Annotated in this window: 14 protein-coding genes; 7 read left to right on the top strand and 7 right to left on the bottom strand. The window is 66.4% G+C overall.

The window, feature by feature from the left end:
• Window positions 1-13: 13 nt before the first annotated feature.
• The 3 genes from dapA (at window position 14) to ACAM55_RS07980 (ending at window position 2,880) form a co-directional block, all read left to right on the top strand.
• Window positions 14-862 carry a 4-hydroxy-tetrahydrodipicolinate synthase gene (dapA, locus tag ACAM55_RS07990; protein WP_369656354.1) on the top strand — a complete coding sequence of 283 codons (849 nt, stop codon included), beginning with the start codon at window positions 14-16 and terminating at the stop codon, window positions 860-862.
• 147 nt (window positions 863-1,009) lie between these two features.
• A complete protein-coding gene (gene bamC / locus ACAM55_RS07985; RefSeq protein WP_369655495.1) occupies window positions 1,010-2,098 on the top strand; it encodes an outer membrane protein assembly factor BamC in 1,089 nt (362 codons plus the stop codon).
• Between the two features lie 5 nt (window positions 2,099-2,103).
• Window positions 2,104-2,880, top strand: a complete 777-nt coding sequence (locus ACAM55_RS07980) for an MBL fold metallo-hydrolase (protein WP_369655494.1) — start codon at window positions 2,104-2,106, stop codon at window positions 2,878-2,880.
• 98 nt (window positions 2,881-2,978) lie between these two features.
• Here the strand turns inward: ACAM55_RS07980 and ACAM55_RS07975 are convergent, their stop codons facing one another.
• From ACAM55_RS07975 to ACAM55_RS07965, 3 genes are all read right to left on the bottom strand, one after another.
• Window positions 2,979-3,248, bottom strand: a complete 270-nt coding sequence (locus ACAM55_RS07975) for a hypothetical protein (RefSeq protein ID WP_369655493.1) — start codon at window positions 3,246-3,248, stop codon at window positions 2,979-2,981.
• Window positions 3,249-3,341: 93 nt separating this feature from the next.
• A complete protein-coding gene (locus ACAM55_RS07970) occupies window positions 3,342-3,857 on the bottom strand; it encodes a hypothetical protein (protein ID WP_369655492.1) in 516 nt (171 codons plus the stop codon).
• Window positions 3,847-4,989, bottom strand: a complete 1,143-nt coding sequence (locus tag ACAM55_RS07965) for a cupin domain-containing protein (RefSeq protein ID WP_369655491.1) — start codon at window positions 4,987-4,989, stop codon at window positions 3,847-3,849. The genes ACAM55_RS07970 and ACAM55_RS07965 overlap by 11 nt, the downstream gene beginning before the upstream one ends.
• Before the next feature lie 14 nt (window positions 4,990-5,003).
• Here ACAM55_RS07965 and ACAM55_RS07960 point away from each other — a divergent pair, with 14 nt between their 5' ends.
• Window positions 5,004-5,528: a peptidylprolyl isomerase gene (locus tag ACAM55_RS07960; protein WP_369655490.1), complete on the top strand. Its 525-nt coding sequence runs from the start codon at window positions 5,004-5,006 to the stop codon at window positions 5,526-5,528.
• 88 nt (window positions 5,529-5,616) lie between these two features.
• Here the strand turns inward: ACAM55_RS07960 and ACAM55_RS07955 are convergent, their stop codons facing one another.
• The 4 genes from ACAM55_RS07955 to coaBC form a co-directional block, all read right to left on the bottom strand.
• Entirely contained in the window at window positions 5,617-6,117 is a 501-nt protein-coding gene (locus ACAM55_RS07955) for a glycine zipper 2TM domain-containing protein (protein WP_369655489.1), read from the bottom strand.
• Window positions 6,118-6,276: 159 nt separating this feature from the next.
• Window positions 6,277-6,723, bottom strand: coding sequence for a dUTP diphosphatase (gene dut / locus ACAM55_RS07950; protein ID WP_369655488.1), 447 nt, complete (start codon window positions 6,721-6,723; stop codon window positions 6,277-6,279).
• Between the two features lie 2 nt (window positions 6,724-6,725).
• The gene (locus ACAM55_RS07945; RefSeq protein ID WP_369655487.1) at window positions 6,726-7,184 is read right to left on the bottom strand and encodes a hypothetical protein; all 459 of its coding nucleotides are present in this window, start codon (window positions 7,182-7,184) and stop codon (window positions 6,726-6,728) included.
• Complete coding sequence (gene coaBC / locus ACAM55_RS07940; protein WP_369655486.1) at window positions 7,184-8,407, bottom strand: bifunctional phosphopantothenoylcysteine decarboxylase/phosphopantothenate--cysteine ligase CoaBC; 1,224 nt, start codon at window positions 8,405-8,407, stop codon at window positions 7,184-7,186. The genes ACAM55_RS07945 and coaBC overlap by 1 nt, the downstream gene beginning before the upstream one ends.
• Before the next feature lie 151 nt (window positions 8,408-8,558).
• On the opposite strand from coaBC, the gene ACAM55_RS07935 reads away from it, so the two are divergent.
• The 3 genes from ACAM55_RS07935 to ACAM55_RS07925 are packed head-to-tail and all read left to right on the top strand — an operon-like array spanning window position 8,559 to window position 11,379.
• A complete protein-coding gene (locus tag ACAM55_RS07935; protein ID WP_369655485.1) occupies window positions 8,559-10,238 on the top strand; it encodes a CTP synthase in 1,680 nt (559 codons plus the stop codon).
• Window positions 10,235-11,092: a 3-deoxy-8-phosphooctulonate synthase gene (gene kdsA / locus ACAM55_RS07930; protein ID WP_369655484.1), complete on the top strand. Its 858-nt coding sequence runs from the start codon at window positions 10,235-10,237 to the stop codon at window positions 11,090-11,092. Before ACAM55_RS07935 ends, kdsA begins: the two co-directional genes overlap by 4 nt.
• Window positions 11,089-11,379: a DUF1330 domain-containing protein gene (locus ACAM55_RS07925; protein ID WP_369655483.1), complete on the top strand. Its 291-nt coding sequence runs from the start codon at window positions 11,089-11,091 to the stop codon at window positions 11,377-11,379. Before kdsA ends, ACAM55_RS07925 begins: the two co-directional genes overlap by 4 nt.
• Window positions 11,380-11,381: the final 2 nt, after the last annotated feature.

The raw sequence follows: 11,381 nt of genomic DNA, 5'->3' as shown, positions 1-11,381 counted from the left end.
TCTCGTCACGCCGATGCACGACGACGGCAGTGTCGACTATCCCGCCCTGCGCCGGCTGATCGATTGGCACATCGACGAAGGCACCGACTGCCTCGGCGTGGTCGGCACCACCGGCGAATCGCCCACGGTCGACGTGGAAGAGCATTGCGAAATCATCCGCGTCGCGGTCGAGCAGGCCAAGGGCCGCGTGCCCGTGATGGCCGGCTGCGGCGCCAACTCGACCAAGGAAGCCATCGAGCTCGCCCGCTTCGCCAAGGGCGTGGGTGCCGATTCGCAGCTGCAGGTCGTGCCCTACTACAACAAGCCGACGCAAGAAGGCCAGTACCAGCACTTCAAGGCCATTGCCGAAGCCGTGGGCGACCTGCCCACCGTGCTGTACAACGTGCCCGGCCGCACCGTGGCCGATATGGCGCACGACACCGTGCTGCGCCTGGCCCAGGTGCCGGGCATCATCGGCATCAAGGAAGCCACCGGCAACATCGAGCGCGCGCAGTGGCTCATCCGCGACCTGCCCAAGCACTTTGCCGTGTATTCGGGCGACGATCCGACCGCCGTGGCCCTCATGCTCTGCGGCGGCCAGGGCAACATCAGCGTCACGGCCAACATCGCGCCGCGCAAGATGCACGAGCTGTGCGTTGCAGCCATCGCAGGCGACGTGCGGCGCGCCATGGAGATCCAGTTCGAGCTCATGCCGCTGCATCGCCACCTGTTCGTCGAGCCCAATCCGATTCCGGTCAAGTGGGCCATGTCCAGGCTCGGCCTGTGCGGCGGCACGCTGCGGCTGCCACTCACCGAACTGGCCGAAACGAACCAGCCCGTGGTCGAGGCCGCCCTGCGCGCCACCGGCCTGCTCAAGGGCTGAGCCGGCTCGCCGCTCCCCGACACCCCCTGCACTTCTTTTTCGCCTGCCGCACCAAGGTCAAGCAACCTTTTGCCCGAACCGTGCTCAGAGAGTGCGGGCAATGCGGCCCCTAGATTGATCGAACCCATTCCAACAAGGAAGACGACGTTGAAGAACCTTTCGCACATCTCGCGATTCGCACTGCTGGCCCTCGTTGTCAGTCTCGCCGCCTGCTCCGTCCTCGAGAGCGACAAGATCGACTACAAGAGCGCCGGCAAGGCCCCGACGCTCGAAGTCCCCCCCGACCTGTCGCAGCTTTCGCGCGAAAACCGCTATGCGGTGCCGGGCGGCGCGGTCACGGCCAACGCCTACCAGGCCGGCGTTGCCAACGCGCCGGGCGTTCCCACCGCGGTGGCCAACATCGGCGACGTGCGCATGGAGCGCTCGGGCACCCAGCGCTGGATCATCGTCAACCGCTCGCCCGACCAGCTCTGGGACCCGGTGAAAGACTTCTGGCAGGAAAGCGGCTTCCTCCTGACCACCGAGCAGCGCAACCTCGGGATCATGGAAACCGACTGGGCCGAGAACCGCGCCAAGCTGCCGCAGGACATCATCCGCGGCACGCTGGGCAAGCTGGTCGACTCGGTCTACTCGACCGGCGAGCTCGACCGCTTCCGCACCCGCCTGGAACGCACGCCCACCGGCACCGAGATCTTCATCAGCCACCGCGGCATGCAGGAGGTCTATAACAACAGCCGCCAGGACCAGACCGTGTGGCAGCCCCGTCCGAGCGACCCTGAACTCGAAACCGAGTTCCTGCGCCGCCTGATGGTCAAGCTCGGCGTTTCGCAAGAGCAGTCGAAGATCCTGGCCGCCACCACCGCGCCGACCAAGACCGCAACCGTCGCCGCCGTAAGCGGCCAGCCGGTCGTGCAGATCAGCGAAGGCTTCGATCGCGCATGGCGCCGCGTGGGCCTGGCACTCGACCGCACCGGCTTCACCGTGGAAGACCGCGACCGCACCGCCGGCATCTACTACGTGCGCTACGTGACGCCGAACCCCGACAAGAAGGAACCCGGCTTCTTCGGCAAGCTGTTCGGCAGCTCGAGCAAGAACGAGTCCCCGATCAAATTCCGCATTCTGGTGAAGGGCCAGGGCGAGAGCACCACCGTCTCGGTCCTGAACGAATCCGGCGCGCCCGAAACCTCGGCCAACGCACAGCGCATCGTCCAGGTCATTGCCGACGACCTGAAGTAACCCGCATGCTCCGCTTCCGAAGCCTCGGCAGCGGCAGCACGGGCAACGCCGCGCTGGTCGAGGCGACCAGCGGCGGCCGCACCTCGCGGCTCCTGATCGACTGCGGCTTCGGCCTGCGGCAACTCGATCTGCGGCTCGCCAAGGCGGGCCTCGCGGCCGGCGACGTCGACGCGATCTTCATCACCCACGAACACGGCGACCACATCGGCTGCGCCCATTCGCTGTCGCGGCGCAACCGCATTCCCGTCTGGATGAGCGAAGGCACCTGGCTCGCCACCGGCGGACGGGATTTCGAAGGCCGGCTCAACCTCGCGCAGGACGATGCGGAATTTGCGGTCGGCGATATTGCGGTGCGGCCCTTTACCGTGCCGCACGATGCGCGCGAGCCGCTGCAGCTGCGCTGCTCCGACGGCGCCCGCACCTTGGGCGTTCTCACCGACCTGGGCCATGCCACGGCCCACGTGCTCTCCCGGCTCAGCGGCGTGCATGCGCTGCTGCTCGAGTTCAACCACGACAGCGAGCTGCTGGCCAATTCGGCCTATCCGCCGTTCCTGAAGCTGCGTGTCGGCGGCAAGCACGGCCACCTGTCGAACGCGGCGGCTGCGGACATTGCGCGCGCGGTGCGCCACGACGGCCTGCGCCATGTGGTCGCGGCGCATCTGAGCGAACAGAACAACCGTCCCGAGATCGTGCGGCGCCTGATGGCCGACGCCCTCGGCGGACATGAGGCCGAGATGCTCACGGCCAATGCATCGGAAGGCTCACCCTGGCTGGACGTCTGAGCGCAGCAGCCCGGCCGCGCTCTTTTCGAGCGCCATGCAAAAAGCCGCCCCTGGGCGGCTTTTTGCCGGGCGCATGAAACGCCCCATGCCGGCCTTGCTTACTGCTTTGGTGCTTCCTTCTTCTTGGCAGCCTCTGTCGCGGCATTGGCCGCGTCCAGAGCCGACGAGGCGCCCGGCGAAGGTGTTGCAGCTGCGGGATCGCTGGTCGAGGGCGCCGGCGTGACCGCAGGCGGCGGAGGCGCCGGCTCGGTGACGGGAGCGGGCGGCGGGGTCACAACCGCCGGCGCGGCATCCTCCTTCTTTCCGCAAGCCACGAGTGCGGCAGCGGCGATCAACGAGGCGAGCAGGACGGAAGACGACTTCTTCATGGAAACTCCTTTGGCGATGAATGTCTGAACGAAAAAATTCTAGACCCGCATCACTGCCCGTTCATGTCTCGCAGCCTCATTCGCGGCATTGGCTTACAAGCCCAGTGTCGATGCCGGAAATGCGGGCCGCCCTGCCCGCCACGACTCATCAATTGTTTCTCGAAGTTCGCGCCGCGCACGCGGATCGAAGCCGCACACGCCGCGGCTGCGTTCCGGATCGGCCCGGTGCACGAACCAATCCGGAGTCCAGATGGCACTCGGCACCGCGGGGCTCCCCGCCTCCGGCCGGACCGCCCTGCATTCGATGATGTGATCCCACATGCGCCGCCACGGCACCAGCCGCGTGTGGGCACGTTCGATGACGTCGAAGCGCCGTGCCAGCAGTATGAAACGGCGGCCGGTGGCCGACCAGGCCTGTAGCGCCTGGATGCTGGCCCGCTCGCCGAGCGGCCAATCGGCAAAGTCGGGGTCGCTCAGAACCAGTTCTCTCCAGCCTTGCCGCGCCGCGTTCTCGAGCGCAGCCCGCACGATGCCCTCGAAGGCCTCGCGGCCATCGAACCGTCCTTCGGGCAAGGACGGTTCCGAAGGTACGGGCGTCTCACCCTGCATGAACCCACCCCGCTTCGCACCACTCGGCCAGCAGCGCCAGCGCCCCCTCGCTCGCACGCGCCAGTTCGCGTGGACCGAGCGCACGCCGGTCGGCCAGCCGCCGCATCAGCGTTGCGTCGGCCCCGCCGGCGCGAAAGCTCTCGCCGTTGATGTACAGGTGCCGCGCGTCGTAAAGCATGCGCGTGCGGCGGTCGAGCACCACCTGGTTCAACCCGTCCGGCGCTTCGGCGCCTTCATCGAACCAGACGTTGGCCTTGGGCTCCGTGAGCGATTCGCCGAGTGCGCGGTCGATCGCGTCGGGGTCGCGCAGCGCGGCTTCGACGGCCTTGCGCGCGAACGCCTGCAGCGCGGCCGGCATGGCGGCCGGTGCATCGACCGCGGGCTGCGACGGATCGCGATAGCGCGCGAGCTCGGCCGGGCCCGCATCTTCGAGCGCCTCCGAGTAGGCCTGCGCCATGCGCGCCAGCAGGTCGGCGCCAAGCTCGCCCGCCGCGGACGAACGCAGGCCGATGGAGCAGGTCATGCAGTCGTCGCCGATCGCCACGCCATCGTGCGCATAGCGCGGCGGCAGGTAGAGCATGTCGCCCGGCTCCAGTACGAAGCTTTGCTCGGGCTCGAAATGCTCGAGGATCTTGAGCGGGACGCCTTGCTGCAGGCGCAGGTCGCTCTGCTTGCCGATCGACCAGCGCCGCGTGCCCTGCGCCTGCAGCAGGAACACGTCGTAGCTGTCGAAATGCGCGCCCACGCCGCCCTGGTCGCTCGCGTAGCTGATCATCAGATCGTCCAGCCGTGCATCGGGCAGGAAGCGGAACTGCTGCAGCAGCGCATGCACGCCCTCGTGATACAGGTCGACGCCCTGCACCAGCAGCGTCCATGCGGGCTGCTTCAGCGGCGGCAGCGCACGCCGCGCAAGCGGCCCGTGCCTGATCGTCCAGCCGGCCTTGCCTTGGCGGATGAGGCGCGATTCCACGTCCTCACGCTCGGCCAGGGCAAACAGCGCGCCGCGCTCGACCGGTGGCACCATGGCGGGGATGGCCTGGCGCACCAGCAACGGTTTTTTCTGCCAATACTGCCGCATGAACTGCGCGGCGCTCAGGCCGCCGAGCAACGGCAGCGGTTGTGTAGTCTCCATGGGAGAATTCTGCAATGGAAATCTCTGAACAATGCGTGGTCGGCCTGACCTGGACGATGAAAGACACTCTGGGCGAAGTGTTGGACGTGCTCGACGAACCGGTGGAATTCATGGTCGGGGGCGACGACCTCTTCGACGTGATCGAAGCCGCCCTGCAGGGCCATGAGCCCGGTGCCCGGGTGCAATTGCAGCTCGAGCCCGAACAGGGCTTCGGCGACTTCAACGACCAGTTGCTCTTTCTCGAGCCGCGCTCGCTGTTTCCCGAGGGCACCGAGGAAGGCATGACCTTCGACGGCGCCGCGCTGCCCAAGGGCGTGAGCGACGCCATGCCCAAGGACGTGATCTACACCGTGGCCGAAATCTACCCGGAGCACCTGGTGCTCGACGGCAACCATCCGCTCGCGGGCATTGCGATCCGGCTCGACATCACGGTGCGCTCGGTGCGCGAGGCCACGGAAGAAGAAGTCGGCCGCGGCACCGCAGGCACGGCCTTTTTCAAGGTGCCGCCGACCGCGCCGGGCAACGATCTGCTGCACTGACCGAAAGGCGGGCATGCCGCTGCAGCGGCCAGCAAAAAGCCGGGTACTGCCCGGCTTTTTGTTGCTTGCGAAAACCGCTGCAAGGCGGTTACATGCGCGAGATCTGGCCGTTGTCGATGCGCACGCGGTCGCCAATGCGCAGGTCGCCCGGATGCTGCACATCGAAGGCGCGATAGCCGCCGCGATCGGTTTGCACCGAGATGCGATAGCTCTCGTAGGCGCGAGGGCCGCTGTTCTGTGCCTCGATGGTGTTGCCCAGCAGCGCACCGCCCACGATGCCCAGGGCGGTTGCAGCGGCGCGGCCGCTGCCGTGCCCGAACTGGTTGCCCACTACGCCGCCCACGACACCACCCGCCACGGCCCCCCCGCCGGTGGTGCCGGTGCCCCTGGTTTCGCTGCGCAGCACTTCGATGTTGGCCACGTGGCCGTATTCGACGTAGGCCGCTTCCTGGTACGGAACGGCCTGTGGCGGCGCCTGATAGGGGTAGCGCGTGGTGTGATAGACCGGCGCGGGAGCGACGCAGGCCGTGAGCGTGGCAATCGCCAGCGCGGAAGCGCCGATGGAAACGAAGCGCGTTGAAATTTTCATGTTGAAGGCTCCTCGAAATAATGGGTGCATCCGAATGCACCAAGCCTGTGTCTAACGCCTTTCCCGCAACAGGGATGACGCGTGACACACACCGAAACGTAGGAGCGGGCCGTGAACCGCCGGTTCCGATCTTTACCGGCCCGATACGCGAAGACGAGGTCAGTGCTTGCCGGTGGACCCGTAGCCGCCTTCGCCTCGTTGCGAAGCTGCAAATTCTGTGACCACGCGAAACTGCGCCTGCACCACGGGCACGATCACGAGTTGGGCGAGCCGCTCCATCGGCTGGAGCACGAAGGGCGTGTCGCTGCGGTTCCATGCGCTGATCTTCAGTTCGCCCTGGTAGTCGCTGTCGATCAGGCCCACGAGGTTGCCAAGGACGATGCCGTGCTTGTGGCCGAGGCCCGAGCGCGGAAGGATCAGCGCCGCATAGCCCGGATCCGCCAGGTGGATCGCGATGCCGGTGCCCACGAGCTGCCAGGCATTGGGCTCCAGCGTGATGGGTGCATCGAGGCAGGCCCTGAGATCGAGGCCTGCGCTGCCGGGGGTGGCATAGGCGGGCAATTGATCCACCATGCGTGGATCGAGGATACGAACGTCTACTTTCACTTCTACTTGCCTTGCTTCTGTTGCTGTTCTCTTTGCTTGCGGGCGGCCTCCTCGAGCACCTGCTGCCACCTGGCGACACCGGCTGAAAGCTTCAGGCCCTTGAACTTGCTGGCGAGCCAGAGGGCCGCACCGAACAAGAACACCAGCACGACGACCGGCACCCCGGCCGACCACAGCGCCAGGAGGACCAGCGCGCCCGCGGCGCCCATGATCTTGAGCGCCGCAGGCGGGAGCGCCCCGAAGCCTGGGGCCGAGGTATCGCCGTTGGAGGATTCACGCCGCTGCGCTGCGGCCGCCGCGGCGCCCTGCGCGCCCGGTGCGCCCGGCGCAGGCGTCATGCCCACGTCGAGCCCATGATCGCCTTCGTGCGCCGCCCGCTTGGGCAATGCAGCCTGGGCGGAGAGCCGTTCCACGTAGCTGGCGAAATCGCCATCGGGCGGCGTGTTCCATTGGGGATTCATCAGACCCTCCAGTCAGGCAGGCGTGCGGCGATCTCGGTCATGAGTTCTCGCGCCAGGGTGAGCTTGGGCGCACGCGGCAGTTCGCGCGTGCGCTTTGCGTCCACCAGCAGCAGCGCATTGTCGTCCTGCCCGAATGTCAGAGGGCCGATATTGCCGACCAGGAGCGGAATTCCCTTGCGCTCGCGCTTGGCCTTGGCGTGCTCCACCAGGTTCTCGCTCTCGGCCGCGAAGCCCACGCAGAACAGCCTGCGGGTCTGAGCGCGCTCGCTCTTGGCGACGGCCAGCAGGATGTCGGGGTTCTCGACGAAATTCAGCACCGGCGTCTTGCCGCTGCCGTCCTTCTTGATCTTTTGTTCGCTGTGCGTCGCGGGGCGCCAGTCCGCCACCGCCGCCGTTGCTATAAAAATGCTAGCAGACTGCGATGCGTGCAGGGTCGCTTCGAGCATGTCCTCTGCCGAAATGACGTCGATGCGGTTGACCCCGCGCGGGGTGGGCAGGTGCACCGGTCCGGCCACCAGCGTCACTTCGGCGCCGGCCTCGCGGGCGGCGCGCGCAATGGAAAAACCCATCTTGCCGGACGAATGGTTGGTGATGCCGCGGATCGGGTCGAGCGGCTCGAAAGTGGGGCCCGCCGTCACCAGCACTTTCTGGCCCGCAAGCAGCTTCGGCGCAAAGAAGGCTGTGATGTCCTCGAGCAGTTCCGGCGGCTCGAGCATGCGCCCGTCGCCGGTCTCGCCGCAGGCCTGCCAGCCGCTGCCCACGCCCAGCACCGTGGCGCCGTCGGCCGCCACCTGCATCAGGTTGCGCTGGGTGGCGGGATGCGCCCACATCTCGCGGTTCATGGCCGGCGCAATCAAGAGCGGCACACGGTCCATCGGCCGGGCCAGGCACATCAGGCTCAGCAGGTCGTCGGCCCTTCCCTGCACCAGCCGCGCGACGAAGTCGGCGCTGCAAGGCGCGAGCACGATGGCATCGGCCTCGCGGCTCAGGTTGATGTGCGGCATGTTGTTGGGCTCGCGCGTATCCCACTGCGAGGTATAGACCGTGCGCCCCGACAGCGCCTGCATCGTGACCGGCGTGATGAACTGCTCGGCCGCCTCGGTCATCACGACCTGGACGGTGGCGCCCGCCTTCACGAACAGGCGGCACAACTCGGCCGACTTGTAGCAGGCGATACCGCCAGTGAGGCCCAGGACGATGTGTTTGCCGGCGAGATCTTGCATGGGGCGTATTGTTGCTCACCCCCAGCCTGCCCGCTCTTCGGGCGGCCGAGCGCAGCGGCCCCTTCGAAAGATGTCCTTGGCGGAAGCTGTCGCAATGGGCACACCTATAATCAGCATTTCCCACTGCCCGGTCCTCGCGTCCGGAACTGGCATGACCAAATTTGTCTTCGTCACCGGTGGTGTCGTATCTTCCCTTGGCAAGGGAATCGCCTCCGCCTCCCTCGCTGCGATCCTCGAATCGCGCGGCCTCAAAGTCACCCTCATCAAGCTGGATCCGTACATCAATGTCGATCCCGGCACGATGTCGCCGTTCCAGCATGGCGAGGTGTTCGTCACCGACGACGGCGCCGAGACCGACCTCGACCTCGGCCACTACGAGCGCTTCATCACCACGCGGATGCGCAAGGCCAACAACTTCACCACCGGCCAGATCTACAAGACCGTGCTCGAAAAAGAGCGCCGCGGCGACTACCTCGGCAAGACGGTGCAGGTGATTCCGCACATCACCAACGAGATCCAGGAATACATCAAGCGCGGCGCCGGCCTGGGCACCGCGCACGAGGTGGACGTGGCCATCGTCGAAATCGGCGGCACCGTGGGCGACATCGAATCGCTCCCGTTCCTCGAAGCCGTGCGCCAGATGAGCCTGCGCATGGGCCCGAACAACTCGGCCTTCGTGCACCTGAGCTACGTGCCCTGGATCGCCGCCGCCGGCGAACTCAAGACCAAGCCCACCCAGCACACCGCCAAGGAACTGCGTGCCATCGGCATCCAGGCCGACGCGCTGCTGTGCCGCGCCGACCGTCCGATTCCCGACGACGAGCGCGCCAAGATCTCGCTGTTCTCGAACGTGCCCGAATGGGGCGTGATCTCGATGTGGGACGTCGACACCATCTACAAGGTGCCGCGCATGCTGCACGAGCAGGGCCTGGACGGCCTCATCTGCGACAAGCTGCGCATCAACACCCCGCCCGCCAAGCTGCAGCGCTGGGACGATCTGGTCTACGAAGTCGAGCATCCGCAGCAGGAGGTGAGCATTGCCATGGTCGGCAAGTACGTCGACCTGTCCGACAGCTACAAGTCGCTCAACGAGGCATTGCGCCACGCCGGCATGAAGAACCACGCCCGCGTGAAGATCGACTACATCGATTCCGAAACCATTTCGGCGCAAGACGTCTCGCGGCTTGCCAAGTACGACGCGATCCTGGTGCCCGGCGGCTTCGGCCAGCGCGGCGTCGAAGGCAAGATCTCCGCCGCCCGCTTTGCACGCGAAGGCAAGGTGCCCTACCTCGGCATCTGCCTCGGCATGCAGGTGGCCACCATCGAATACGCGCGCCACGTGGCCGGGCTCAAGAACGCCAACAGCACCGAGTTCGACCCCGAAACGCCCTGCCCCGTGATCGCGCTGATCACCGAGTGGAAGGACGCCGACGGCACGGTCAAGACGCGCAACGAGAAGTCCGACCTCGGCGGCACCATGCGCCTGGGCGCGCAGAGCTCCGACGTGGCCGCCGGCACGCTGGCCCACAGCATCTACGGCGACGTGGTGACCGAACGCCACCGCCACCGCTACGAAGCCAACGTGAACTACCTCGATGAGCTGCGCGCCGCAGGCCTCGTGATCTCCGCGCTGACGCAGCGCGAACACCTGACCGAAATCGTCGAGTTGCCGCAGGACGTGCACCCCTGGTACATGGGCGTGCAGTTCCACCCCGAATTCAAGTCGACGCCATGGAGCGGCCATCCGCTCTTCAATGCCTTCATCAAGGCGGCGCTCGAGCACAAGGCACGCAGCGCGGGCGGTGCAAAGAACCTGAAGGCCGTAGCATGAAACTTTGCGGATTCGACATCGGGCTCGAACAGCCCTTCTTCCTGATTGCCGGCCCCTGCGTGGTCGAATCCGAGCAATTGCAGATGGACACGGCCGGCACGCTGAAGGAAATCACTTCCTCGCTCGGCATTCCGTTCATCTTCAAGAGCAGCTTCGACAAGGCCAACCGTTCCTCCGGCACCAGCTTTCGCGGCCCTGGCCGCGAAAAGGGCCTGGAGATCCTGGCCAAGGTGAAGCGCGAGCTCGGCCTCCCCGTGCTGACCGACGTCCACACCGAAGACGACATCACCGAGGCCGCCAAGGTGGTCGACGTGCTGCAGACGCCCGCCTTCCTGTGCCGCCAGACCGATTTCATCCGCGCGGTGGCGCAGTCGGGCAAGCCGGTGAACATCAAGAAGGGCCAGTTCCTCGCGCCCCACGACATGAAGAACGTGATCGACAAGGCGCGCGCGGCAGCCAAGGAGGCGGGCCTGCCCGAAGACAGCTTCATGGCCTGCGAACGCGGCGCCAGCTTTGGTTACAACAACCTGGTGTCGGACATGCGTTCGCTCGCAATCATGCGCGAGACTGGCGCACCCGTGGTGTTCGACGCTACCCACTCGGTGCAGTTGCCGGGCGGCCAGGGCACGAGCTCGGGCGGCCAGCGCGAAATGGTGCCGGTGCTGTCGCGCGCGGCGGTGGCCGTGGGCGTGGCCGGACTCTTCATGGAAACGCACCCCGACCCGGCCAAGGCGCTGAGCGACGGCCCCAATGCCGTGCCGCTCAAGCACATGAAGGCGCTGCTCGAAACGCTGCTCGCTCTCGACCAGGTCACCAAGAAGAACGCATTTCTAGAGGACGTTTTCCAATCATGAGCAGTGGTTATGTCATCGCCCACGTCGAGGTCACCAACCCGGCGCAGTACGAGGAATACAAGAAGTGGTCCAGTGCCGCCATGCAGGCGCACGGCGCCGAAGTGTGCGTGCGCGGCGGCCAGGTCGAAGTGCTCGAGGGCGACTGGTCGCCTTCGCGCATCGTCATCCTGAAGTTCCCCAGCTTCGAGAAGGCCAAGGCCTTCCACGAAACACCCGAATACCTGAAGGCGCGCGAAGCGCGTGCCGGTGCCGCCGTCATGCGCATGGTCGCGGTCGAAGGCATTTGATT

The sequence above is a fragment of the Variovorax sp. V213 genome (assembly GCF_041154455.1).
Taxonomy (GTDB): Bacteria; Pseudomonadota; Gammaproteobacteria; order Burkholderiales; family Burkholderiaceae_C; genus Variovorax.
This window is presented reverse-complemented; position numbering and strand designations above follow the sequence as displayed.